This window comes from Streptomyces sp. NPDC059037 (assembly GCF_042740015.1).
GTDB lineage: Bacteria > Actinomycetota > Actinomycetes > Streptomycetales > Streptomycetaceae > Streptomyces.
The window spans coordinates 1-21647 of the sequence record NZ_JBHYIG010000023.1 but is presented as its reverse complement, the minus strand read 5'-3'; the positions used below and the strand labels follow the sequence as shown (position 1 = coordinate 21647).

General features: G+C 71.7%; 22 protein-coding genes, 1 other RNA gene and 1 pseudogene. 9 read left to right on the top strand and 15 right to left on the bottom strand.

Going from position 1 to position 21647, the window contains the following annotated elements; all coding sequences use genetic code 11:
* The first annotated feature begins 104 nt into the window (after window positions 1-104).
* Window positions 105-1109, top strand: coding sequence for a Gfo/Idh/MocA family protein (locus ACFWY6_RS07780; RefSeq protein ID WP_384687352.1), 1005 nt, complete (start codon window positions 105-107; stop codon window positions 1107-1109).
* Between the two features lie 92 nt (window positions 1110-1201).
* On the opposite strand, the gene ACFWY6_RS07775 is transcribed toward ACFWY6_RS07780, so the two are convergent.
* Window positions 1202-2836, bottom strand: a complete 1635-nt coding sequence (locus ACFWY6_RS07775; RefSeq protein WP_384687351.1) for an alkaline phosphatase D family protein — start codon at window positions 2834-2836, stop codon at window positions 1202-1204.
* A 133-nt stretch (window positions 2837-2969) separates the two neighbouring features.
* Between ACFWY6_RS07775 and ACFWY6_RS07770 the strand changes: the two genes are divergently transcribed.
* Together ACFWY6_RS07770 and ACFWY6_RS07765 are read left to right on the top strand one after the other, a co-directional pair.
* The gene (locus ACFWY6_RS07770) at window positions 2970-3749 is read left to right on the top strand and encodes an SDR family oxidoreductase (protein WP_384687350.1); all 780 of its coding nucleotides are present in this window, start codon (window positions 2970-2972) and stop codon (window positions 3747-3749) included.
* Window positions 3750-3930: 181 nt separating this feature from the next.
* Window positions 3931-4398 carry a lamin tail domain-containing protein gene (locus ACFWY6_RS07765; RefSeq protein ID WP_384687349.1) on the top strand — a complete coding sequence of 156 codons (468 nt, stop codon included), beginning with the start codon at window positions 3931-3933 and terminating at the stop codon, window positions 4396-4398.
* A gap of 182 nt (window positions 4399-4580) precedes the next feature.
* On the opposite strand, the gene ACFWY6_RS07760 is transcribed toward ACFWY6_RS07765, so the two are convergent.
* Complete coding sequence (locus ACFWY6_RS07760; protein WP_384687348.1) at window positions 4581-4904, bottom strand: nuclear transport factor 2 family protein; 324 nt, start codon at window positions 4902-4904, stop codon at window positions 4581-4583.
* Window positions 4905-5056: 152 nt separating this feature from the next.
* Between ACFWY6_RS07760 and ACFWY6_RS07755 the strand changes: the two genes are divergently transcribed.
* Both ACFWY6_RS07755 and ACFWY6_RS07750 read left to right on the top strand, forming a co-directional pair.
* Window positions 5057-5623, top strand: coding sequence for a DoxX family protein (locus ACFWY6_RS07755; RefSeq protein ID WP_384687347.1), 567 nt, complete (start codon window positions 5057-5059; stop codon window positions 5621-5623).
* A gap of 164 nt (window positions 5624-5787) precedes the next feature.
* Window positions 5788-6555 (top strand): SAM-dependent methyltransferase, encoded by a 768-nt coding sequence (locus ACFWY6_RS07750; RefSeq protein WP_384687346.1) that lies wholly within the window; start codon window positions 5788-5790, stop codon window positions 6553-6555.
* 59 nt (window positions 6556-6614) lie between these two features.
* Here ACFWY6_RS07750 and ACFWY6_RS07745 read toward each other — a convergent pair whose 3' ends face one another.
* Window positions 6615-7592, bottom strand: a complete 978-nt coding sequence (locus ACFWY6_RS07745; RefSeq protein ID WP_384687345.1) for an aminoglycoside phosphotransferase family protein — start codon at window positions 7590-7592, stop codon at window positions 6615-6617.
* Window positions 7593-7715: 123 nt separating this feature from the next.
* Here ACFWY6_RS07745 and ACFWY6_RS07740 point away from each other — a divergent pair, with 123 nt between their 5' ends.
* A complete protein-coding gene (locus tag ACFWY6_RS07740) occupies window positions 7716-8519 on the top strand; it encodes a hypothetical protein (protein WP_384687344.1) in 804 nt (267 codons plus the stop codon).
* Window positions 8520-8551: 32 nt separating this feature from the next.
* Here the strand turns inward: ACFWY6_RS07740 and ACFWY6_RS07735 are convergent, their stop codons facing one another.
* The 6 genes and pseudogenes from ACFWY6_RS07735 to ACFWY6_RS07710 all read right to left on the bottom strand — a co-directional run bounded on the left by ACFWY6_RS07735 (window position 8552) and on the right by ACFWY6_RS07710 (window position 12859).
* On the bottom strand, window positions 8552-8956 hold the full coding sequence (locus ACFWY6_RS07735) for a hypothetical protein (protein WP_384687343.1): 405 nt from the start codon (window positions 8954-8956) through the stop codon (window positions 8552-8554).
* 342 nt (window positions 8957-9298) lie between these two features.
* Window positions 9299-9727, bottom strand: coding sequence for a DUF6299 family protein (locus ACFWY6_RS07730; protein WP_384687342.1), 429 nt, complete (start codon window positions 9725-9727; stop codon window positions 9299-9301).
* A gap of 240 nt (window positions 9728-9967) precedes the next feature.
* Window positions 9968-10387: RNase P RNA component class A (gene rnpB, locus ACFWY6_RS07725), an RNA gene on the bottom strand.
* A 121-nt stretch (window positions 10388-10508) separates the two neighbouring features.
* Window positions 10509-11225: pseudogene (locus tag ACFWY6_RS07720) on the bottom strand (DMT family transporter); the annotation flags it as partial.
* Window positions 11226-11307: 82 nt separating this feature from the next.
* The gene (locus tag ACFWY6_RS07715; protein WP_384687341.1) at window positions 11308-12207 is read right to left on the bottom strand and encodes an AraC family ligand binding domain-containing protein; all 900 of its coding nucleotides are present in this window, start codon (window positions 12205-12207) and stop codon (window positions 11308-11310) included.
* An 82-nt stretch (window positions 12208-12289) separates the two neighbouring features.
* On the bottom strand, window positions 12290-12859 hold the full coding sequence (locus ACFWY6_RS07710; protein ID WP_384687383.1) for a Uma2 family endonuclease: 570 nt from the start codon (window positions 12857-12859) through the stop codon (window positions 12290-12292).
* 193 nt (window positions 12860-13052) lie between these two features.
* Between ACFWY6_RS07710 and ACFWY6_RS07705 the strand changes: the two genes are divergently transcribed.
* Both ACFWY6_RS07705 and ACFWY6_RS07700 read left to right on the top strand, forming a co-directional pair.
* Complete coding sequence (locus ACFWY6_RS07705) at window positions 13053-13889, top strand: MerR family transcriptional regulator (RefSeq protein ID WP_384687382.1); 837 nt, start codon at window positions 13053-13055, stop codon at window positions 13887-13889.
* Window positions 13886-14680, top strand: coding sequence for a hypothetical protein (locus ACFWY6_RS07700; protein ID WP_384687340.1), 795 nt, complete (start codon window positions 13886-13888; stop codon window positions 14678-14680). Before ACFWY6_RS07705 ends, ACFWY6_RS07700 begins: the two co-directional genes overlap by 4 nt.
* On the opposite strand, the gene ACFWY6_RS07695 is transcribed toward ACFWY6_RS07700, so the two are convergent.
* The 3 genes from ACFWY6_RS07695 to yaaA all read right to left on the bottom strand — a co-directional run bounded on the left by ACFWY6_RS07695 (window position 14677) and on the right by yaaA (window position 17483).
* Window positions 14677-15087: a VOC family protein gene (locus ACFWY6_RS07695; protein ID WP_384687339.1), complete on the bottom strand. Its 411-nt coding sequence runs from the start codon at window positions 15085-15087 to the stop codon at window positions 14677-14679. The genes ACFWY6_RS07700 and ACFWY6_RS07695 overlap by 4 nt on opposite strands.
* A gap of 58 nt (window positions 15088-15145) precedes the next feature.
* Window positions 15146-16588 carry an RNB domain-containing ribonuclease gene (locus tag ACFWY6_RS07690; RefSeq protein ID WP_384687338.1) on the bottom strand — a complete coding sequence of 481 codons (1443 nt, stop codon included), beginning with the start codon at window positions 16586-16588 and terminating at the stop codon, window positions 15146-15148.
* A gap of 88 nt (window positions 16589-16676) precedes the next feature.
* On the bottom strand, window positions 16677-17483 hold the full coding sequence (gene yaaA, locus ACFWY6_RS07685) for a peroxide stress protein YaaA (protein WP_384687337.1): 807 nt from the start codon (window positions 17481-17483) through the stop codon (window positions 16677-16679).
* A gap of 314 nt (window positions 17484-17797) precedes the next feature.
* On the opposite strand from yaaA, the gene eda reads away from it, so the two are divergent.
* A complete protein-coding gene (eda, locus tag ACFWY6_RS07680) occupies window positions 17798-18451 on the top strand; it encodes a bifunctional 4-hydroxy-2-oxoglutarate aldolase/2-dehydro-3-deoxy-phosphogluconate aldolase (RefSeq protein WP_384687336.1) in 654 nt (217 codons plus the stop codon).
* A gap of 160 nt (window positions 18452-18611) precedes the next feature.
* Here eda and ACFWY6_RS07675 read toward each other — a convergent pair whose 3' ends face one another.
* Genes ACFWY6_RS07675 through ACFWY6_RS07665 form a run of 3 tightly spaced genes read right to left on the bottom strand, consistent with a single transcriptional unit; the run spans window position 18612 to window position 21471 of the window.
* Entirely contained in the window at window positions 18612-19865 is a 1254-nt protein-coding gene (locus ACFWY6_RS07675; RefSeq protein WP_384687335.1) for a bifunctional RNase H/acid phosphatase, read from the bottom strand.
* A gap of 11 nt (window positions 19866-19876) precedes the next feature.
* Window positions 19877-20620 (bottom strand): C4-type zinc ribbon domain-containing protein, encoded by a 744-nt coding sequence (locus ACFWY6_RS07670; RefSeq protein WP_361824283.1) that lies wholly within the window; start codon window positions 20618-20620, stop codon window positions 19877-19879.
* Window positions 20617-21471 (bottom strand): Nif3-like dinuclear metal center hexameric protein, encoded by an 855-nt coding sequence (locus ACFWY6_RS07665; protein ID WP_384687334.1) that lies wholly within the window; start codon window positions 21469-21471, stop codon window positions 20617-20619. Before ACFWY6_RS07665 ends, ACFWY6_RS07670 begins: the two co-directional genes overlap by 4 nt.
* Window positions 21472-21647 lie beyond the last annotated feature (176 nt).

Here is a 21647-nt window from a genome sequence, read left to right as displayed (position 1 = left end):
GGATTCCCTCCCGATTAGGCGTGCGATTACCTATGCTCTCAGCTCAGCTGTGCTGGTTGAGACCATTTCCGCGGTACCGCGCGGTACGGACAGGGGCGGCCCCAATGGTGGAAGACAACCGTGAGCCCGTGCGCTGGGGCATCCTCGCGACGGGCGGGATCGCCGCGTCGTTCACGGCGCATCTGCTCGACATGCCGGACGCGGAGGTCGTGGCGGTGGCCTCACGCACCGACGCGTCGGCGAAGGCGTTCGCCGAGCGGTTCGGGATACCCCGCGCGTACGGCGAGTGGGGCGCGCTCGCCGAGGACACGGACGTCGATGTCGTGTACGTCGCGACACCGCACTCGGCGCATCGGGCGGCGGCCGGGCTCTGTCTGGAGGCCGGTCGTGCGGTGCTCTGCGAGAAGGCGTTCGCGCTGAACGCGCGGGAGGCGCGGGAGCTGGTCACGCTGGCCAGGCGGCGCGGCCTGTTCCTGATGGAGGCCATGTGGATGTACTGCCATCCGCTGGTCAGGCGGCTGAAGACGCTCGTCGACGACGGTGCGATCGGTGAAGTGCGCACCGTGCAGGCCGACTTCGGGCTCGCGGGGCCCTTCCCGCCCGCGCACCGCCTTCGGGATCCGGCGCAGGGCGGTGGCGCGCTGCTCGATCTCGGGGTGTACCCGGTGTCGTTCGCGCAGCTGCTGCTCGGGGAGCCGTCGGGGGTGAGTGCGAGAGCAGCGCTCTCGGATGAGGGCGTTGATCTCCAGACGGGAATGCTGCTCTCGTGGGAGAGCGGTGCTCACGCCGTGTTGCACTGCTCCATCAACGCGGGCACCCCCGTCACCGCCTCCGTCACCGGCTCGCGGGGCCGCATCGACATCCCGTACGGCTTCTTCTTCCCGGACCGCTTCGTGCTGCACCGCGACGGCCGCGACCCCGAGGAGTTCACGGCCACGCCCGATGACGGCCCCCGCGACAGCCTCCGGCACGAGGCCGCCGAGGTCATGCACCGCCTGCGCGCCGGCGACACCGAGTCCCCCCTCGTCCCCCTCGACGGCACCCTCGCGGTGATGCGGACCCTGGACGCGGTGCGGGAGCGGATCGGGGTGCGCTACCCGGGCGAGTAGCGCACCCGTATCCGAGCCCCGAAGGGGCGCGGGGAACTGCGCGACCAGCCACGACGAACCCGCAGCCGGACATCAGATTCCCAGCGGAGCCTTTAGACGGGCTTCAGCCCCGGATTCCCTGCCTCCGTCACGAAAGACGCTGCCGTCCGGATCGGCGCTCCCGGCGTCGTCACCGCGGACACGGTCTTGAAATCGGCGCGCGCGGATTCCTGCCCAAGACCGATGGTCACGTACCCGCGCCGCCCGTTGTAGAACTTCATGTGCGGGTTGGCCTTGGTGTAGGTCTCCCAGTTCGCGGGCTTCTCGGCGCCGTCCTTGCCGCTCGCGACGGACGTCGCGACGATCTCCGTACCGACGTTCCTGGACGACTGGTCGTCGAAGTCCTCCTTGATGTCGAAGGCGTACCCGACGTGTACGTCACCGGTGAGCACCATCAGGTTCTCGATGCCGGTGGACTTCGCACCGTCGAGGACCCGCTGCCGGGATGCGCGGTAGCCGTCCCAGGCGTCCATCGACAGCTTCGCATCGGCGTTGAGGTCGAGCCGCCGCTCGGAGAAGGTGACCTGCTGCGGCACGACGTTCCACAGGGCCTGCGAGCGGCGCCAGCCGTCGATCAGCCAGCGCTCCTGCGTGGCACCGGTGATGGTGCGCGCCGGGTCGTCCGTCTCCGGTCCGGGGACATGGGCCTTGTCGCCGTACGCCTGGTCGGAGCGGTACTGCCGGGTGTCCAGGATGTCGAACTGGGCGAGCCGCCCCCACTTGACGCGGCGGTAGAGCTGGAGGTCGGGGCCGCTCGGCTTCTGGGGGCTGCGCAGCGGCAGGTTCTCCCAGTACGCGCGGTAGGCGGCGGCGCGGCGGATGAGGAACTCGGCGGGCGGGTTGCCGTTCTCGTCGAGGTCGCCCGCGTAGTTGTTCTCGGTCTCGTGGTCGTCCCAGGTGACGACGAAGGGGTGCGCGGCGTGCGCGGCGCGCAGATCGGGGTCCGACTTGTAGAGGGCGTACCGCAGTCGGTAGTCCTCAAGGGTCTGCGTCTCGCGGTTGTAGAGCGCGGGCAGCGTGCGGTCGGTGTAGTTGCGGGCGCCGCCGACCGCGTTCACCGCGTACTCGTAGAGGTAGTCGCCCAGGTGGAAGACGACGTCGACGTCGTCCTGTGCCAGGTGTTTGTACGGGGTGTAGTAGCCGTCGTGGTACGCCTGGCAGGACACCGCGGCGAGCGTCAGGGCGCTCACCTTGCTGCCGGTGGCGGGCGCGGTGCGGGTGCGGCCGGTGTCGCTGATCCACCGGCCGGCCTTGAAGCGGAAGTAGTAGCCGCGCCCGGCATCGAGGTGGTCCACCTCGACGTGCACGGAGTGGTTGAACTCGGGGTGCGCGGTGACCGATCCGCGTCTGGCGATCCGGCGGAAGCGGGCGTCGTGGGCGAGCTCCCACTGCACGGTGACGCGCTCGTCCGGCAGGCCGCTGCCCGGTTCGTACGGGGACGGGGCGAGGCGGGTCCAGAGCAGGACGGAGCCGGGCAGCGGGTCACCCGATGCGACGCCGAGGGTGAACGGATCCTTGTTGATCTTTCGCGCGTCGAGCTCGGCGGCGCTCGCGGCGCCCGCCGTCGGCAGGTTGGTGGCGAAGGCGAGCGCGGCCGCCGCGCCGGTGACGGTGAGGAAGCGGCGGCGCCCCAAGTGGCGGGCGGCAGCTTGGAGTTCGGGTGCGTGGTGCCGGCCTGCGGGTGTCATCTGGCCCTCCCCTGACGATTGCTGTCAGGGGCATGCAAGTGGCGGGGGACGACGCCCGACTGTCGCGTACACAACAGCCACATGGCGGGCGGATGAGGTCCGCGTGGACACCCCTCCCGTACGCTGCGGGGCCATGAACGCAGAGCTAACTGGGGAAACGAAGACGGCCGTGGTGACCGGCGCGGGGTCCGGGATCGGCAGGTCCGTCGCGGTCGAACTGCTGCGCGCGGGATGGTCCGTGGCGCTGGCGGGGCGCCGCATCGAGACGCTGGAGGAGACGGCGGCGCTTACCCCTGAGGGCACGTCCTCGGGTACACCCCTGTGCGTACGTACCGACGTGTCGGAGCCGCAGGACGTGGCCGCGCTCTTCTCGTCCGTACGCGAGAACTTCGGCCGCCTCGATCTCCTCTTCAACAACGCCGGCACGTTCGGCCCCGGCGGCGTCCCGGTCGAGGAGCTGCCCTACGACGCCTGGCGGCACGTCGTCGACACGAACCTCAACGGTGCGTTCCTGTGCGCGCAGGCGGCGTTCCGGCAGATGAAGGAGCAGGACCCGCAGGGCGGCCGGATCATCAACAACGGGTCCATCTCGGCGCAGGTCCCGCGCCCGCACTCGATCGCGTACACGGCGACGAAGCACGCGCTGACCGGCCTGACGAAGTCCCTCTCCCTGGACGGCCGCCCCTACCGGATCGCCTGCGGCCAGATCGACATCGGCAACGCGGCGACCGACATGACCGAGCGGATGCGGTCCGGAATCCTGCAGGCCAACGGGGAGTTGATGCCCGAGCCCGTGATGGACGTGTCCGACGTGGCACGGACGGTGCGGCACATGGCGGAGCTGCCGCTGGAGGCGAATGTGCAGTTCGCGACGGTGCTCGCGACGAACATGCCGTTCATCGGGCGGGGTTAGCGCACCGCGCGCACCGTGCACACCGCGCGCCCAAGTGGCCGACCGTGACCCGCCGCTCACGGTCGGCCAACATCTGCACAAAGGGAATAGGACGCTCCACGTCAATTACGCGTATCGCGCCCAGTATGCTCAGCGAGCCCTCCACGAGAACTCCACATTCAGAGCACACTCGGAGCACATCTTGCGCATACGTTCCGCGGTCCCGGCCGTCCTCGCCGCCGCCGCGCTGTCGGCCTCGCTGCTCGCCGTGTCCCCGGCGAACGCGGCCGCGCGCCACCAGAGCGGGCTTCACCTCGGTTACATCCAGTACGACAGTCCGGGCCGGGACAGCCGTACCAACTCCTCGCTGAACGCGGAGTGGGTGAACATCCACAACAACTCCGGCTCGGCGATCCAGCTCAAGGGCTACAAGCTGAAGGACAACACCGGCTACACGTACACCTTCGGCAGCTACAAGATCGGCGCGGGCAAGACCGTCAAGGTCCGCACGGGCAAGGGCACCGACGCCTCGGGCGTCCGCTACTGGGGCCGCGGCTCGTACGTCTGGAACAACACCAGCGACAAGGCCCGCCTCATCAGGCCGAGCGGCTCGCTCAAGGACTCCTGCTCATGGACGACGGCCGACAGCGGCGCCAAGAACTGCCACTGAGGCACCACAGGCCACTGTGAAGGGGGAGGGGGCAGGGCAGCCGCTCCGTGCCGATCCGTGATGCCCGTCGGGGAGCGGCGGGCGGCACCGGGGCGCGGAACGGTTGCCCTGCCGATACGTCAGGCCCGGCAGCCTGCCTCCGGGCGAGGCTCAGGCCCGGCAGCCTGCCTCCGGGGCGAGGCTCAGGCCTGGCCCGTCTCGAAGCGGGACACCTTCCCGCCGTCGACATCGAACCGCCACTTCGTGCGCATCTCGCCCCACGTGTCATTGCGGTACGAGACGACCAGCGTGCGCCCGCCGTCCGACTCGTTCTCCACCTCCATATGGCCGTTGGAGGAGAAGATCTCGCGCTCGGTCCAGTCGGAGATGTCCCGGTCGGAACCGTCGTCGGACATGGTCGCGTCGGGCGTGAGGACGGCCTGGAAGGCGGCCCGGTCGTTGGCGTTCACCGCGGTGACGAAGGCCCGGACCGTGGGGTCGCCGAGCCGGTTTACCTGAATGCTCATGGCCCCACGGTCACACCGGCCGTGCCCGCGCGCCACCGGACGCGGCGGGGTCACTCGTACGGCCGACCGAGCCGGGTGTGCGGGGCGGCTCTGGCGGACGGTGGAGGAGGAGCCGTACCCGGCCCCCCTCCCCCACTCCAGGAGACGCCGCCATGACCAGTTCCTGCTTCGACCGCCGCGACCTGGGTCTGCTCCTGCTCCGTGTGGGTACGGGCGGCGTGCTCGCCGCGCATGGCGCCCAGAAGCTCTTCGGCTGGTTCGGCGGCCACGGCATCGAAGGCACCGGCGCGTTCATGGAGTCCATCGGCTACAAGCCGGGCAAGGCGAACGCCATGATCGCGGGCCTTTCCGAGGCGGGCGGCGGCGTGCTCCTCGCGCTCGGCCTGGCGACCCCGGCCGCCGGTTCCGCGGCGGCGGGCGCCATGGCGGGAGCGACCGCCGTGCACGCCCCCAACGGCTTCTTCAGCATGGGCGGCGGCTATGAGTACCCGGCGTTCCTGGGCCTGGTCTCCGCCACCCTCGCGATCACGGGCCCCGGCGCGTACTCGGTCGACGAAGCGCTCGGCCACTCCTTCAACCGGGCGTGGATGGTGCCGGCGGCTCTCGCGGGCACGGCGGTGGGGGTGCTCGTGTCGGTGGGCTCGCGGCAGCGGAACGTACGGGAGGAGCAGGCGGGCGGGGAGAACGAGGTGAACGAGGAAGGGCCGGTGGCGGACTGAACGCCCTTAGGGGCGCCTTTGGGAGGGCACCTTCAGGGAAGGGCACTTTTGGGAGGGCGCCCCGGACCGCGCGGCGCGACCCATGGCGTACACGGCGTACATGACGTACACCGCACCGAAAGTCGGTGTCCCCCGGCCCAGTTAACCGATTACCGTCCCCTCCCATGACCGACACCACCACGAACGTCCCGCCCCGCCTCACCCGTCTCACCTTCCACGGCCCGCTCTCCGAGGCGCGGGCCGCGCGCCTCGTCGAGCGCGTCTCACCGGGAGCCGGCTCCGTGCTCGACATCGGCTGCGGCTGGGGCGAGTTGCTGCTGCACGTCCTGGAGGCGGCCCCCGGAGCCACCGGCACCGGCGTGGACCTGAACGGGGACGACCTGGCCAGAGCCCGCGCCGACGCCGAGAAGCGCGGGCTCGCCGACCGGGTCACCTTCGCCGAGGAGTCGGCGCGGGACACCACCCGCGACCCCGCCGACGTGGTCCTGTGCCTCGGCGCGAGCCATGCGCTCAGCGCCGCCGAACCGCCCCACTACACCGCGGAGGCCCTGCGCGAGCTGCGCCGCCTGGTCCGCCCCGGCGGCCGCGTCGTGCTCGGCGAAGGCTTCTGGCAGCGCACGCCGACCTCCGAGGAACTCGCCGCGATGTGGCCGGACGCCCACGTCGGCGAACACCTGTACCTGGGCGACCTGGTGGACGCGGCGATCGCGGCCGGCTTCCGCCCCCTGTGGGTGGAGACCGCGAGCCCGGAGGAGTGGGAGGAGTTCGAGTCCGGCTACCGCTCGGACGTGGAGGAGTGGCTGGCCACGTTCCCCGACCACCCCCTTGCCGCCGAGACCCGCGAGAAGGTGGACCGCCAGCGCAACAGCTGGCTGCGGGGCTACCGCAGCGCCCTGGGCCTCGCCTACCTGACGCTGATGCCGGTGGCCTGAGCGGGGCTGCCCGCAAGGCGGACTCAGCCCGTGACTCGGCCCGTGACTCGGCCCGTGACTCAGCCAGCTCCGGTGCCTGCGTCGAACCACGTCTCCGCGAGCGATTCGAGCGTCGGCTCCGGCGGGGCGGGCAGCTCGCGCAGGTACCAGGGCAGATTGCTGTAGACGTGCAGCAGGGTGTGGGCGAGGAGTTCACGGGGGTCGAAGGTGCGGCCGTAGGCCCGCATGAAGCGGCCGAGCAGCCCCGGCTCCGCGCGCGTGACGAAGAGGCCGACGCCCACGAAGTCGTACGCCCGGTCCCCGATCATGGCGGGCTCGAAGTCGAAGAGCCCGCTGAGGCACGGGCGTTCGGGCCGGCCACCGGGACCGGCCTCGACCAGCAGATGCTGACGCATGAACTCGGTGTGCAGCAGGGCGGGCGGCGGATCGCCGGGCAGGGCAACGGAGTTCAGGAAGTCCGGGATCTGCTCGACCCAGCTCTCCGGCAGCCCGCGCTCCCGCTGCCGCCGCTCGGCCCCGGCCCGCTGCCTGCCGAGGAAGGCGCCCCAGTCGCCGGGTCCGAGTACGTCGGACTCGCCGGGCCCGAGCACGTCGGCGAGCGGCGCGGGGTCCAGGGCGTGCAGCGCGGCGAGCGCCGCGCCGGCTTCCTCGACGAGGTGTTCACGTCCCCCTCGCGGGATGCCCGGCCAGGCGGCGACGAGTTCCTCGCCGGGCAGCCGGGACATCAGGACGTACCGCCATCCGTTCTCGTACGCGCCTGCCGCGTGCACCCGTGGCGTACGGACCGGAAGGCGCCCGTCGAGATGGCTCAACACCCGCTCCTCGACGAGGCCGTCGGCCGCCGCCGCACCGGGAAAGAGCTTGAGCACGAGCTCGCCCCCGACCGCGTACACGGGCTGCGACCCCGCAGGGAACCGCACCAGCGGCGCCCCCGCGAGCCCGAGCCTGCGGCAGAGGTCCTCGACGCCGGGCCGCATGAGGGCTTCGTCGGGGACGACGGCGTCCCATTGCTCGTCGGTGTCCACGGTGGGCAGCATGATCGGGACGGTAAGGGCCGGGCGGTGGCACGGGCAACGCAATATGGAGTACCGACCGAAGTCTGAGGCCCATCGACTTTAGGCCGCAGCCACGGCGGCTCCGACGCCCCTAGCGTCGTGAACATGACCCGCAAAGAGGCAGCGCACGGAACGCCCGGCGAGAAGGCCATGAGCCACCCCGGCTCTCTCCCCCACCCCCTCCCTCTCGTCAAGGACCGGACGACGGTGCTGGGTTACCCGCGGGGCGACCTGCTCGTCGTACTGATCGGCATGCCCGTCCTCGGCCTGCTGCTCGGCGCGGCCCTGCCGCCGCTCGCCCGCCTGCTGGCCAAGGCGCCGGTGCTGCCCTGGCGGGACGGCATCACGTTCGTCGGCTCGCTGGACACGCCGTGGCAGAGGGGCATCGCGATGGCGGTGGGCCTGGCGGCAGGCCTGGTGGCGGGCCTCCTCATCGCCCTCACGGAAGTCACCGAAGCACTGAAACTGAAGCTGACCGACGACCGCCTGGAGACCGACCGGAACGACCTGACCCGCACGATCGCACGTGCCGAGGTCTCGGCGGTGTTCCTGGACGGCAAGGACCTGGTGATCCTCGACGGCACATCACGCCAGTTCGCACGCGGCCCCCGCACGGCATCGCCGTCGACCCTGGCCAAGGCCTTCCGCACGCACGGCTACCCCTGGCGGGAGTCCGACCCGCACGCACCCCTGTTCCACCGCTGGATCCCCGGGGTCCCCGCCCTCCCCGCGCAGGCCCACGCGCTGCTTGCGGCACGCAAGGCGGCACTGAAGCGCAAGTCGGCCGAGGACGCACGGGACATCGTCGAGAGCCTGCAGGACCTGGGCTACGTCGTACGCGACAACGAGAAGAACCAGTACTGGCGCCGACTGGCGGCGGCCGAAGGGGACGGCACGGCCCGGCCCTGATCCGCACCGCCCCTTTGCGCGCCTGTTCAGACTCAGAAGACGAACGGCCCGGGGGCCTGCGCCGATGTGGCATTGCAGGTCACGCTGATCCCGAGGACCACGACCTGCAGCGACTTGCCCTCAAGACTGTCGCCGATGGCGACGGTCCCATTGAGCGGCCCGGTGGAGACTTCGCCGCCGGCGGGTATGGCCGGGTTGGACTTACCGGTGAAGGTAGCCGTGTCCGACCCGTTCTTGGTGAGCGAGAGCGTCGACTCGACGGAGTTGGCCGCGATGTCGATGGGCGCGGTGATCGCGGACGTGGACACGCTGATGGTCGCGGCCGTGCCGTCCTGGGTGGCCTTGAGCGTCGCCGTGCCGGAGCCGTAGGAACCACAGTCGAACGAGATGGTCGCGGTGTCCGGCGTCACGGCGGCGGCGGCCGGAGCCATCACCATCGCACCGACGGCAACAAGCCCAACCCCTAACGCCGACCCGGCGCCGAGCCTGCCGACACTGAATCTGCCGTGCTGCCTGCGGAACATGCTGCTGCCATGCCTCATGGGGTCCTGCCTTCAAGTGGGGGGAATGCGGGGGGGGTGATGAGTACGAGATATGACACACCGTCAGCATCTCGACCGCTGCCCATTGAGGCACGGGCATCTTGAGGAGGCAAGGCACGCCTTCATGATTCTTGACATGCTACGGCCAATTCCAGCCGCGGCAAGAACGGCCGACCCCCCTTCCTGACCGGGTCAGGAAGGGGAGCAGCAGACGAGCTGCTTCCTCGGCAGCCTCGCCTACTTCAGCTCGCCCCGCGCCTCCTCTTCGGCGAGCAGGTGCGGCATCGGCAGGCCGCTCTTCGTGTCCAGCTTCAACAGGTGGGCCCGCACGGTGACCTCACCTCGCTCGTAGCGGGAGCCGGTGTCGGTGCCCCTGCTGGTGTTGGTCCATGCGCGGACCTTGCCGTCGCAGACGGCGTGGGTGCCGCCGATACCGGTGGACTCGTTGCCCTGGACGAGGGTGCTGCCGACGAACACCGGGCCGGGAGTGTCGTCGGGCAGGCAGCGGTACGTACCGGAGAGCGTGACGATTCCGTCGGCGGCGATCGTGCCGGTGCCGTTGACGGTCAGGTCGTCGAACTGGCCCGCGTGGGCGGGCGTGGCGGCGGCGAGGCCCGCGATGAGCAGGGGAATCGCGGCGGCGCTGAGGGCGAGGCGGACACGCATGACTGGCCTTTCGGGAGGTGGGGGTACTGCTGCGGCCAGGCATATCGGAACGTACGGTTTGTCGCTCGCAACGTCACTCGTTCGGGGACGAGTTTTGGGCCTGGGGGACGGATCCGCGAGGCCTTCCGTCCGAATCCGCAGAGGGAGCCGACGGAGGCGGGCAATGGCCGCCAGGCATACGAAAGAGCCCCGCCTCGGGGCGACGAGGCAGGGCGTTTTCCCTGGTCAGGAAGGTAAAGGCAGACGAGTCGGGCTGTACGCCGGGTTCTGTCGCCCGGGCGCCTCGCGGCGGCCGGGGAGACGGCCATCCATCTAGGGCCCGCATTGCTGCGGGCCTCGTGCGGTCTACCCGCGGACTCGGGCGGGCAGCCCTCGAACGTCCGCGCAGAACCGCCCCTTTTTGCAAAGCGGCGTTTCCTTTTGACCTTGCTCCAGGTGGGGTTTACCTAGCCGCCTGAGTCACCTCAGGCGCTGGTGGTCTCTTACACCACCGTTTCACCCTTACCGGAGGCCGAAGCCTCCGGCGGTCTGTTTTCTGTGGCACTGTCCCGCGGGTCACCCCGGGTGGCCGTTAGCCACCACCTTGCCCTGTGGAGCCCGGACGTTCCTCGGGAAGAGCCCCTGGTGAGGGGAGCTTCACGCGGCCGTCCGCCCGGCTCGTCTGCCGTAGCGACCATGCTACCCGCCGCGTACCGGAGCTCCGCCCCGCGGACCCCGCCGTAGCCAGGAACGAGCCCGCCAGGATCAGTGCGAACGACGCGGCGATGCCCGCCGTGAGGGGTTCGGAGAGGAAGGCCACGCCCGCGGCGACCGCCACCGCCGGGTTCACGTAGGTGAAGACGACGGCCCGCGTCGGGCCCGCCTCGCGGATGAGTTCGAGGAAGACGACGAAGGCGAGGGCTGTGCAGATGATGCCCAGGCCCGCGAGGGAGGCCAGGGTCTGCGGGCTGGGGGTGGTGGCCGGCCAGGTGGCCATGGCGGGGACGGCGTAGACCAGCGCCGCCAGCGTCAGGCAGGGGGCGATCAGCTGGAGGGTGGGGACCGCCTTGAGGTGGCGGGCCACGATCAGCGGGGCGATGGCGTAGCCGAGAGCCGTGAGCAGGACCTCCGTCAGGGACCAGGCGTCACCGCCGGTGAGGTGGGGGACGGTGAGGACGGCGACTCCGCCGAGCCCGAGGCCGAGGCCCGTGAGGCGGCGGGCGCCGAGGCGTTCCGTGTCGCCGAAGAAGCGGGCAAGGACCGCGCCGATGATCGGGACCGCCGCGATCAGCAGGCCCGCCGTGGAGCTGGAGAGGCGGCGCTCGGCGTCGGTGAGGGTCCACCAGGGGCCAAGGATCTCGATGCAGGCGAAGGCCAGCATGGGCTTCCAGTGGGCGCGTACGACACGGGGCAGGCCCCCTTGTCGTAGCGCGAACGGCAGGAGCAGCGCGGCGCCGAGTGCGCAGCGGGCGAAGACCACCATCGACGGCGAGAGCTCTTCGACGGCCACTTTGATCATCAGGTACGGGATGCCCCAGAGGACACCCATCAGGGAGAAGAGGAACCAGCCGCGTGCAGTCATGCGGGTAGTTTCGGGTTGTTCAACGTGCGACGTCTTGAACGTTGTTGCGGCAGTGTGCGGGCTGGACGCTTCTGCGGTACGCCGCCGGGGTCACCCCCAGGATCCGGCGGAACCAGCGGGTCAGGTGCGCCTGGTCGGCGAAGCCAACGAGGGCTGCCGCATCGGCCGGCCGCAGGCCCGCGTCGAGCAGGGCGCGGGCCCGGGTCACGCGGTGCTGGGCGAGCCAGGCGTAGGGCGGCATCCCCGTCGACGTACGGAAGGCGCGCAGGAGTTGGTAGCGGGACAGGCCGAGGGGGGTGGCGAGTTCGGCCAGGGAGGGCGGGGCGAGGAGCTCGTCGGCGAGGCGGTCGCGCACGGCGCGGGCTATGTGGTCGGCGCCCGGGATGGTGTCGCACAGGGGCCGGGCGGTGCTGTGCCTGCGGGCGAGGGCGGCGAGCAGCCAGGGCAGCCGCGATTCGGCCTCCAGCGGGTCGGGGCGGTCGCTGAGCCGGGTGTGGGCGGCTCGGAAGGCGGCGGCGAGTTCGGGGTCGTCCACGACGGGGTCGCGGAAGTAGGGGAACAGGGACGTGGCTTCGGAGAGGGCGGTGCCTTCGGAGAGCAGCGTCCGGCCTGGGTACATCGCCCGGTACGCGTAGCCGCCGTGGTGGCCGGGCCCTCCGGTGTGCACCTCGCCCGGCGCCAGCACGACGATGGACCCCGGCCCCAGGTGCAGCCGCCCACCCCGGTAGTCGATGATCTCGGAGCCGCCGATGCAGACGCCGACGGTGAACTCCTCGTGGTAGTGCGGCGCATAGCGGTGCTGGTCGAAGCGGGCGGTGAGGAGGTCGAGGGTGCCACCGCCGGGACCGAGCGGGGCGCGGGTCCAGACGGCGTGCTCCCGGCTGCCGACAGCTCTGGCGTTCGGTGCCTCGCCGCCCATGTCTTACTCCCTCGCTCCGTCGCCCCGCTCAAGGGTGCAACGCCCCCGCGCCCCGCTTCCATGCCGGGCGCGGGAGGGAGAGTCAGACGAACTCCGAGGTCTCCAGCTCGAAGCCGAACGGTTCGGGGAGGGCGACCGCCTTGCCGAAGGGGAGCGTGCAGTGCTGCCGGTAGTCGTCGCCTTCGGCCTCGCTGAACAGCGTCACCGACGATTCGTCACGGTCGATGAGCAGGTAGAGCGGGATGCCGCCGCGGGCGTAACAGCGCCGCTTGGCTTCCCGGTCCGCCTGTGGCTTGGCCGAGGTGACCTCGACGACCAGGGCCACCCCCTCGCAGGGCATCCAGGGCTCTGCGCCCCTGAAGAGCCGCAGCTCCATGGGAGCGAAGGTACCGTCCGGGATCGCGTGGCTCTTCGGACAGCCCTCCCCGCTCTTGAGCTTCAAGCCCTTGTTCCCGGAGAACTGCATCTTGGTCCTGGAACGCCTGATCACCTGGTCCACGACCAGGCCGATGTAGTCCTCGTGGTCCCCATCCGGCGGCGGCGTCACGACAATCTCCCCCTCGATCAGTTCCGCCCGGAAACCCTCCGGGGTGTCCAGGGCCAGGAAGCCCTCCAGCAGGACCTCCGCCCGCGTGAGCGGCTCGTGTGCCATGGCAGTCATGTCACGCCCCTTCCTCGGTCGCTCGCCAGACTGGGACATCGCTTGATCCGCCGTCCATGAGATCAGGAGTTGTTCCTCCGATCGTGGCACAGGATCACGGGTCGTTGTCAGACATCGCCCGCCGTACGTGCCGTGTGCTTGACCTTGCCGCAGCGTCAACGTTTCTACTGGCCCCATGAGCGGAATGCGGATCGGCGAGCTCGCCGGCGTCGTGGGTGTCACCACGCGGGCCATCAGGCACTATCACCACCTCGGGCTGCTTCCCGAGCCCGAGCGACGGCCCAACGGGTACCGGGAGTACACCCTGCGGCATGCCGTCGTGCTCGCCCGGATCCGGCGGCTGACCGAGCTGGGGCTCGGGCTCGCCGAGGTGCGGGACGTGCTCGCGGACGACGCGGGGCGCGAGCTCGCCGAGGTGCTCGCCGAGCTGGACGAGGACCTCGCCCGGCAGGAGGCCGCGATCAGGGGGCGCAGGGAGCGGCTGCGCGAACTGCTCGCCGACACGAACGGCGGACGGCTGCCCGCCGACGGTCCCGTCTCTCCCGAACTGGCCGAATTCTTCGGCGAGATGGGCCTCGCAGCCGGCCATCGCGAGGGCCACCCCGGCTCCGCCATGGCCGCGAAGGACCGGGAGCTGCTCGCCCTGATCGAGACCGCCGCGCCCGCGCAGGACCGGGACCGGCTGCTCGCGGCGCTGCGTCCGGTGCTCGAAGGGCCCCAAGCGGTGGAGGCCGCGTACGACGTGTACGCCCGCCTGGAGGCTCTCGCTGACGTCGATCCCGGCGATCCGCGTGTGGACGAGACGGCGCGGGCACTCGCCGACTGTCTGCCGGACACGCTCGCCGAGGAGCTGGGGCGGGAGCAGCTTGCGGCGTTCGCAACGGAAGCAGAAGGAGGGGCGCGCGAGTCCGATGCCGTCAACTCCGCCTTCCTCAAAGCCTTCTTCGCCGACTTCGCCCCCGCGCAGGCGGCGGCCGTGCGCCGTGCCATGCGGCTGCTCGCCGAGCGGGGTGCGCGATGACGCGGCTCCTGCGGGGCCTGCTCTGGATCTCCGTGCCCCTTGAACTCGCCTTTGTCACCGTCCTGTTGGCGGGTGTGGCGCTGCCCGCCGCCGTGCTCGTCGGCGCCGAGGCCGTCGCGCTGACACTGCTCGTGGTCGCGGGCGCGGGGCTCGCGGTCCTGTACCGGCGGGGCGGGGCGGAGGCCGTCCGGGACGTCGCGCCCGAGCCCGTGCGACGGCTCGTCGGGCATGAACTGAAGGCCCTGGTCAGCCTCTTCCTGTGGGTGGCGCGGCGACGGCACGGGGTGCGGCGGGGCGAAACGGCGTTCGGGCACGCGCGCGATCAGGCGGCGATCATGTACGGCTTCATCTTCGTGTGTGCCGTGGAGACCGTCGCACTTGCCGTGCTGCTGCGGAATGTGCCCGTGCTCCACGAGGTCACGCTCTTCGTCGACGTCTACAGCGTCGTCCTGATGCTCGGCGTGCAGGCGGCGTCCGTGACCCGGCCGCACGTGCTGTCCGCCGACGCCTTCCGCGTACGCAAGGGCGCCCACTGCGACCTGCGGATACCGCTGGATCGGATCGCCGCCGTACACGGTGAGCGGCGCTACGCGCACGAGCCCGCCGACGGCGTGCTCGACCTGGCGGTCGCCTCCCAGACCTCCCTCACCCTGGAGCTGACGGAGCCCGTCACGGCCGTCGGGTTCCTCGGGAAGCGCCGCCCGGTGACGACGGTGCGGCTGCACGCCGACGATCCGGCGGGGCTGCTGGCCGCGCTCACAGCCCGCCTGCGGGAAGATCGAGCCGCTTAGTCGCCCTTGGGCCAGACCGGGCCCTGGTCGGTCCAGATGACGCCCTTGTTGCGGCACAGGCAGAAGGGGTGGCCGATCGGGTCGGTGTAGACCTGCCAGCCGTAGCCGTCGGGGCCGATGAAGTCCTGCCTCAGCGTCGCGCCGAGGTCGAGGACGCGGCGCTGCTCGGACTCGATCTCGTCCACTTCGAAGTCGAGGTGGAACTGCTTGGGGTGCTCGCTGTCGGGCCACTGCGGAGCGCGGTAGTCGTCCACCTGGATGAATGCCAGCTCGATCTCGCCGAACTGGATGCCGGCCCAGTGCTCGGAGCTGCCTTCCTTGACCGGACGGCCCGTCACCTCTGAGTAGAAGGCCGCCAGCTTCATCGTGTCCGGGCAGTCGATGATGAAATCGGTGAGTCGCAGCATCCCGCGATCTTGCCACACGCTCACACCCGACTTCGAGACAGTTCCTGGGGCTCAGCCCTCACGCGGGTGCGAACCGCACCTCCGCCACCCCGGGGTCCGCCTGCGTGAGGCGGACCCGCAGGCGTTCCCCCAGCGGCAGCTCCCCCGTGCCGCCCTCGATCGGGGCGACGATCGCGGGCTCCGTCAACTGGACGGTGCCGGCGGCCGGTTCGTCCTCCTTCACGTCCACCACCACCGCGTCGAAGATCTCGCCGACCCGCTCCTTGAGCAGCGCCGCCTCGACGATGTCCACGCAGGCGCGCTCCACGGTGTTGCCGCGCCGCGTGCCGTCCGCCATCTCCTTGGGCAGCTCGGGCAGCGCGGCGAGCACCCACTCCGGAACGCCGGCGCCCGCGCAGGCCGCGAGGCAGAGCTCGGCGGCGTATCGGTCGACGAGGCGGCGCAGCGGTGCCGTGCAGTGGGCGTAGGGGGCGGCGACGGCGGCGTGCGTGGTGAGTTCGGGGACCTGGCCGCCGCTGAACGCGGTGTAGCCCGCGCCTCTCAGCAGCGTCGTGCACTCCTGCAGGAACGCCGCGTGGTGGGACCGGGCCGGATCGAGCGAGCGCACCAGTTCGGCGTACGGGACGTGGTGCGGCCAGTCGATGCGCAGGGCCTTCGCGGTGCGACGGAGGCGGCCGACCGCGCCGTCGGGGGCGATGGGCAGGGTGCGCAGGATGCCCGTCCCCGACGCGATCATCAGGTCCGCCGCCGCCATCCCGGTGAGCAGGGAGATCTGGGCGTTCCAGCCGTCGGCGGGCAGCGGCGCCCGGTAGGCGAGTTCGTAGGTGCCGTCCCGCTCGACGATCTCCTGCTCGGGGACGTTGAGGGAGATGCCGCCGCGCTCGACCTCGAGGCGCTCGCGCAGCCGCCCGATGTCGGCGAGCAGCGCGAGCGGCTCCTCGGCGGTGCCGTCGTCGATCGCCCGCTGCGCCCCGTCGTAGTCGAGCTTGGCGCGGCTGCGTACGAGGGCGCGGCGGACGTCCGTCGAGAGGGTCCGCCCCTCGTCGTCGAGGTCGATCGTCCAGAGCGCGGCCGGGCAGTCCTGCCCAGGCAGCAGGCTGGCCGCGCCCTCGCTCAGCGCGGTGGGGTGCAGCGGCACCTTCTCGTCGGGGAAGTAGAGGGTGGTGACGCGCCGGTGGGCCTCGGCGTCGAGCGCCTGCCCCGGCGTGACGTACGCGGCGACGTCGGCGATGGCGTACCGCACCCGGTATCCGCCGCTCTCCCGCCGGGACAGGTGCATCGCCTGGTCGAGGTCGACGGAGGCCGGCGGGTCGATGGTGAAGAAGGGGATGTCGGTCGCGTCGTGGTCGGGGAGCCGTGGCGCGGCGGCGGCGCGCTCCGCCTCCGCGAGGACGTCGGCCGGGAACTCCTCCGGCACGTCCAGCTTCGTCCGCAGTTCACGCAGCACGCCCCGCAACGGAGCCTCGGCTGCGCCGGTCACGTGGAGATGGCGGCGGGGCATGGACCGAGCGTAGGCCGGGCGGGCCGCGGGCGCTCGTCCCGCCGGGCCGCTCGGAGCAGCCGCCCCGCCCGCCCCGCCCGCCCCGGCCTCAGTGGATCTCTCGTACCACCACGTCGAGCGCCCATGCCTTGCCCGGCTTCGCGGGGGCCTCGGCCTCCACGACGTGGCCCAGGTCCCGGAGCGCATCGACCAGTTCGGCCGGGTTCTTGGGCTGCGCGCCGGTCTCCAGGAGGGAGCGGACGATGCGGCCCTTCGTCGCCTTGTTGAAGTGCGAGACGACGGAGCGCTTCTCGGCCCCGGTCGCCGGGTCGATCTGCGCGTGCAGCACCCGGACCGTCGCCGTCCGCCCGGCGACCTCGCCCTTCGGCTTCCACGCCGTCGCGTACGCCGACGACCGCAGATCGAGTACGAGGCCGTCGCCCGCCGCATCGGGCAGCGCCGAGGCCATCGGCGTACGCCAGTGGGCGCCGAGCGCGCCGATGCCCGGCAGTTTTACGCCCATCGAGCAGCGGTAGGAGGGGATGCGGTCGGTAATGCCGACGGCGCCCCACAGGCCGGAGAAGACCAGCAGGGAGCGGGCCGCGCGGCGCTTGGCGGCCGCGTCGAGCGATGCGAGGCCCAGGGCGTCGTACAGCACGCCGGTGTAGATCTCCCCCGCGGGACGCGCGCCGGCCGTGCGGAGCTCGGTGTTCTTGGCGACCTCGGCGCGCAGGCCCTCGCTCAGGCCGAGTACGTCGCGGGCCTTCTCCTCGTCGGCGAGGCAGAGGTCGACCAGCTCGTCGAGGACGGCCTGCCGTGCGTCCGCGAGGGCCGGGAGGGAGAGCGACTCCGGCTTGAGGGGGGCGCCGCGGCCGGAGGGGGCCTTGCCTTCGGAGGGCGGCAGCAGCACGAGCACGGGGTCTCCTTCGGAGGGATGCGGGTGGGGGGTGCGGCCCCCGGGCCAGGGTAGTCGGCCCCGGGGGCGGCGGATCACCCCGCGGTGCAGGGGTGCACGCACGAGCATTTCCCGCCCACCCGCCCGATTGCCCTGCGGTGCAGGGGGTGATTGTCCTGCGGCGCAGGGGGGGCGATTGCCCTGCGGTGCACGGGGGGATTGCCCTGCGGTGCACGGGGGGGGTGATTGCCCTGCCATGTAAGGGCGCGAACAAGGCGTTGCAAGGTATGCAATGGGCTTTGCGCATGTTGAACGGTGCGGGGCAGGATGAGGGCATGAATTCCTCGGGCCCCGTCTCCGTCTCTGCCTCCGCCTCCGCCTCCGTGCTCGATCTCGCCCCCGTCGTCCCCGTGGTCGTCGTCGATGACGTCGCCGACGCCGTGCCGCTGGCGCGTGCGCTCGTCGCGGGTGGGCTGCCCGCCATCGAGGTGACGCTGCGGACGCCCGCCGCGCTCGACGCGATCCGGGCCGTCGCCGCCGAGGTCCCGGACGCCGTGGTCGGCGCCGGCACCGTCATCTCGGCCCAGGGCGTCGCGGACTCCGTGGCCGCCGGGGCCCGCTTCCTGGTCAGTCCGGGCTGGACGGACACGCTGCTCGGCGCGATGCGGGAGTCGGGGGTGCCGTTCCTGCCGGGTGTCTCGACGACCTCGGAGGTTCTCGCGCTGCTTGAGCGCGGGGTGCGGGAGATGAAGTTCTTCCCGGCGGAGGCCGCCGGCGGGACCGCCTACCTCAAGTCCCTCGGGGGCCCGCTTCCGCAGGCCCGCTTCTGCCCGACCGGCGGCGTCTCGCTCACCTCCGCGCCCTCCTACCTCGCCCTGCCCAACGTCGGCTGCGTGGGCGGCAGTTGGATGCTGCCCACCGACGCGGTGGCGGCGAAGGACTGGGCCCGGGTCGAGTCCCTGGCCCGCGAGGCGGCAGCCCTCCGCTGACACCACCGCGATACCGCGCCCCGTCAGGGGCGCGAGGAACTGCGCGACCAGCCACAACGGACCCGCGGACTAGTACCAGCCGTGCCCCGAAGGGGCGCGGGGAACTGCGCGACCAGCCCTCACCGGCGCGCGGACTAGTACCGCACATCCCGCTGAGCGCTCAGCGAAGGTGCGCCGTCTCGTTCAGCAAGCGCAGCGACGCGTTGCCGTCCGCGTAGTACGCCACCGCCGACAGCGAGGCCGCCGAGAGCTCCATGCGGAACAGCGCCTCCGGCGGGGCGCCCAGCGCCAGGCGGACCAGGGTCTTGATCGGCGTGACGTGCGTGACGAGCAGCACCGTCCGGCCCGCGTACTCGGCGGTCAGCCGGTCCCGCGCCGCCGAGACCCGGCGGGACACCGCCGCGAAGGACTCGCCGCCGGGCGGCGCCGCCTTCGCCGATGACAGCCAGGCGTTCAGTTCCTCCGGCTGACGCTCCCGCACCTCGCCGAACGTCAGGCCCTCCCAGGCCCCGAAGTCCGTCTCGCGCAGCCCGTCCTCGATGCGTACGTCGAGCCCGATGCGGGCGGCCACGGCCTGCGCGGTCTCCTGGCAGCGCTTCAGCGGCGAGGAGACGATCGCCTGGATCGTGCCACGGGCGGCGAGCGCCGCCGCAGCGCGCTCGGCCTGCTCGCGGCCGACGTCCGAGAGCGAAGGATCGGAGCCGCCGCTGCCCGAGAACCGCTTCTGCGGGGTCAGCGCGGTCTCGCCGTGCCGCAGCAGGACGAACGTCGCGGGGGCGCCGAGATCCGGACCCCAACCCGCCGACGGCGCCTGCGCGGCCACGTTGCCCGCGGCGCGGACATCCGCCGCACTACCGGAAGGCACTTCCGGAGCCCGTCGCTCCGCCAGCGCCGCCCGCGCCTTGGCCGCACCCGCGGCGGCGTCACCGGGCGGCCCCGAAGGCACCGGGACCGACGCCTTCGCGTCCAGCTCAGCGGTGGAAGCCGAAGCCGACCACTGCTGCCCCCGCCTGCCCGCGTCCATCGCCTCGTTGGCCAGCCGGTCCGCGTGCTTGTTCTTCTCGCGCGGGATCCACTCGTACGTCACCTGCGGCGCGGGAAAGACCCGCGCCGCCTCGGCGGCCAGCGGCTTCATGTCCGGGTGCTTGATCTTCCAGCGGCCCGACATCTGCTCGACGACCAGCTTCGAGTCCATCCGGACATGGATGGAAGCCGAGGGGTCGAGGGCGTGCGCTGCCTTCAGACCGGCCACAAGCCCCTTGTACTCGGCGACGTTGTTCGTCGCGACGCCGATGTACTCCGCGGCCTCCGCCAGGGTCTCCCCCGTCGCCGCGTCGATGACCACGGAGCCGTAGCCCGCGGGCCCCGGGTTGCCCCGCGACCCGCCGTCGGCCTCGACGATGAACTCCCGCACGGGCAAGGCTCCTAGAGTCCCGACTCGGACGTACGGACCAGGATGCGGCGGCAGTTCTCGCACCGCAGGACCGTGTCGGGGGACGCCGCCTTCACCTCGTTGACCTCGGTGATGTTCAGCTCCAGGCGGCAGCCCTCGCAGCGCCGCTGGTAGAGCTTGGCCGCGCCGACGCCGCCCTGCTGGACGCGCAGCTTGTCGTAGAGCTTGAGCAGGTCGGCCGGGACCGAACCCGCCACGACCTCGCGCTCCTTGGTGACCGTGGCGTCCTCGCCGTCGATCTCCTCGAAGGCCGCGTCACGGCGGGCCGTCGCGTCGTCGATCTTCGCCTGCACGGAGGAGACCCGCTTCCCCAGCTCGGAGACCCGCTCCTGGGCGGACTCACGGCGCTCCATGACCTCCAGGACCACGTCCTCCAGGTCGCCCTGGCGCTTGGCGAGCGAGGCGATCTCGCGCTGGAGGTTCTCCAGGTCCTTGGGCGAGGTGACCGCGCCCGAGTCCAGGCGCTGCTGGTCACGGGCCGCGCGCTGACGCACCTGGTCGACGTCCTGCTCCGCCTTGGTCTGCTCGCGGGCGCAGTCGCTCTCCTCGGTCGTCGAGGCGACGTGCAGGTCGCGCAGCTGCGCGAGGTCCTTGTTCAGCGACTCGATCTCGGCGTGCTCGGGCAGCGACTTCTTCTTGTGCGCGAGCTGCTGCAGGCGTACGTCCAGGGCCTGGACGTCGAGCAGTCGGATCTGGTCGGCGGGCGCGGCGTTCAGTTGGGGGCTCCAGATGAGTCGGTAAGCGGTGCGGCCGCGTGGGCGGTCCAGGGGTCGGTGACCGTCTTCGAGACGTGGACGCGCAGTCCCCATCCGTTCCGGTCGGAAATCTCGTCGAGCTGGGCTGCGGCCAGCTCGCACCAGGGCCACTCGGTGGCCCAGTGGGCTGCGTCGAGCAGCGCGAGAGGCGTGCGTTCGCGGGCCTCGGACGCCGGGTGGTGGCGCAGGTCCGCGGTGAGGAAGGCGTCGACGCCGGCGGCCCGTACGTCGTCGAAGAGGCTGTCGCCGGAGCCGCCGCTGACCGCGACGGTGCGGATCAGCTGCTCCGGATCGCCCGCGACCCGGATGCCCTGCGCGGTGGCGGGCAGCCGCTTCGCCGCGCGCTCGGCGAGCTCGCTCAGCGTCAGCGGGTGTTCGAGCTCGCAGATCCTGCCGAGCCCGCGGCGGCCGTGCGCGTCGGCCGGGTCCGGCACCAGGGGCCGTACGACGCGCAGGTCGAGCGCGCCCGCGAGGGCGTCGGAGACGCCGGGATCGGCCTGGTCGGCGTTGGTGTGCGCGACGTGCAGCGCGACGTCGTGCTTGATCAGGTCGTGCACGACGCGGCCCTTGAAGGTGCCGGCCGAGACCGTCGTCGTACCGCGCAGATAGAGCGGATGGTGGGTGACCAGGAGCTGGGCGCCCAGTCTCACCGCCTCGTCGGCGATCTCCTTGACGGGGTCGACGGCGAAGAGGACCCGGGAGACCTCCGCGTCGGGATCGCCGCAGACGGTGCCGACCGCGTCCCACTGCTCGGCCCGCTCGGGGGGCCACAGGGCGTCGAGGGCGGCGATGACTTCAGACAGACGGGGCACGGTGAAAGGCTACCTTCCCGCTGCGCTCGGCATGTCGTGCGTTACGCGCCGCTACCGGGCTGCTACCGAGGGCCCCGTAAGGGGCGCGGGAGCTGCGCGAGCAACCAAAGAAGAGCCGCAGACGCGTCTGCACAGCGCTGAGCCGACGCCGCTGGGGCCGGTAGAGGGGGGATGGC

What these genes read in the sequence shown, in the direction of transcription:
- ACFWY6_RS07780 (WP_384687352.1), top strand. Translation starts at nt 105, where the DNA reads ATGGTGGAAGACAACCGTGAGCCCGTGCGCTGGGGCATCCTCGCGACG.
- ACFWY6_RS07775 (WP_384687351.1), bottom strand. Translation starts at nt 2,836, where the DNA reads ATGACACCCGCAGGCCGGCACCACGCACCCGAACTCCAAGCTGCCGCC.
- ACFWY6_RS07770 (WP_384687350.1), top strand. Translation starts at nt 2,970, where the DNA reads ATGAACGCAGAGCTAACTGGGGAAACGAAGACGGCCGTGGTGACCGGC.
- ACFWY6_RS07760 (WP_384687348.1), bottom strand. Translation starts at nt 4,904, where the DNA reads ATGAGCATTCAGGTAAACCGGCTCGGCGACCCCACGGTCCGGGCCTTC.
- ACFWY6_RS07755 (WP_384687347.1), top strand. Translation starts at nt 5,057, where the DNA reads ATGACCAGTTCCTGCTTCGACCGCCGCGACCTGGGTCTGCTCCTGCTC.
- ACFWY6_RS07750 (WP_384687346.1), top strand. Translation starts at nt 5,788, where the DNA reads ATGACCGACACCACCACGAACGTCCCGCCCCGCCTCACCCGTCTCACC.
- ACFWY6_RS07745 (WP_384687345.1), bottom strand. Translation starts at nt 7,592, where the DNA reads ATGCTGCCCACCGTGGACACCGACGAGCAATGGGACGCCGTCGTCCCC.
- ACFWY6_RS07740 (WP_384687344.1), top strand. Translation starts at nt 7,716, where the DNA reads ATGACCCGCAAAGAGGCAGCGCACGGAACGCCCGGCGAGAAGGCCATG.
- ACFWY6_RS07735 (WP_384687343.1), bottom strand. Translation starts at nt 8,956, where the DNA reads ATGGTGATGGCTCCGGCCGCCGCCGCCGTGACGCCGGACACCGCGACC.
- ACFWY6_RS07730 (WP_384687342.1), bottom strand. Translation starts at nt 9,727, where the DNA reads ATGCGTGTCCGCCTCGCCCTCAGCGCCGCCGCGATTCCCCTGCTCATC.
- ACFWY6_RS07715 (WP_384687341.1), bottom strand. Translation starts at nt 12,207, where the DNA reads ATGGGCGGCGAGGCACCGAACGCCAGAGCTGTCGGCAGCCGGGAGCAC.
- ACFWY6_RS07710 (WP_384687383.1), bottom strand. Translation starts at nt 12,859, where the DNA reads ATGGCACACGAGCCGCTCACGCGGGCGGAGGTCCTGCTGGAGGGCTTC.
- ACFWY6_RS07705 (WP_384687382.1), top strand. Translation starts at nt 13,053, where the DNA reads ATGCGGATCGGCGAGCTCGCCGGCGTCGTGGGTGTCACCACGCGGGCC.
- ACFWY6_RS07700 (WP_384687340.1), top strand. Translation starts at nt 13,886, where the DNA reads ATGACGCGGCTCCTGCGGGGCCTGCTCTGGATCTCCGTGCCCCTTGAA.
- ACFWY6_RS07695 (WP_384687339.1), bottom strand. Translation starts at nt 15,087, where the DNA reads ATGCTGCGACTCACCGATTTCATCATCGACTGCCCGGACACGATGAAG.
- ACFWY6_RS07690 (WP_384687338.1), bottom strand. Translation starts at nt 16,588, where the DNA reads ATGCCCCGCCGCCATCTCCACGTGACCGGCGCAGCCGAGGCTCCGTTG.
- eda (WP_384687336.1), top strand. Translation starts at nt 17,798, where the DNA reads ATGAATTCCTCGGGCCCCGTCTCCGTCTCTGCCTCCGCCTCCGCCTCC.